Source organism: Chryseobacterium sp. SIMBA_038 (assembly GCF_046535115.1).
Lineage (GTDB): Bacteria > Bacteroidota > Bacteroidia > Flavobacteriales > Weeksellaceae > Chryseobacterium.
In genome coordinates this window covers 1-234 of sequence record NZ_JAWRXH010000453.1, presented here as the reverse complement: position 1 = coordinate 234, position 234 = coordinate 1, and the positions used below count along the sequence as shown (strand labels likewise).

The 234-nt window shown below is 58.1% G+C and carries 1 protein-coding gene; it reads left to right on the top strand.

What is annotated here, in order from left to right:
- The coding region (locus SB689_RS24240; RefSeq protein ID WP_410694564.1) for a gp53-like domain-containing protein at positions 1–234 on the top strand (234 nt) is incomplete at both ends.

Genomic DNA, 234 nt, shown 5'->3' with positions numbered 1-234 from the left:
ATGTTCGGCGGCGGTGGTTCGATCATGTTCAACCGCAACGGGAACGGCGCTTGGAAACACAACAGCGGATTCATGATCCAGTGGGGATACCTCGGCGGCGGCATGACAGAAGGCCATCCACCGGTGATCAATTTCCCGGTTGCCTTCCCTTCGGCCTGTGTCTGTTTGAACGCGACCTCACATAACAGCGCCGGGACGAACCAGGCTGATCAGTGGATTCAGATGCGGTGGTGG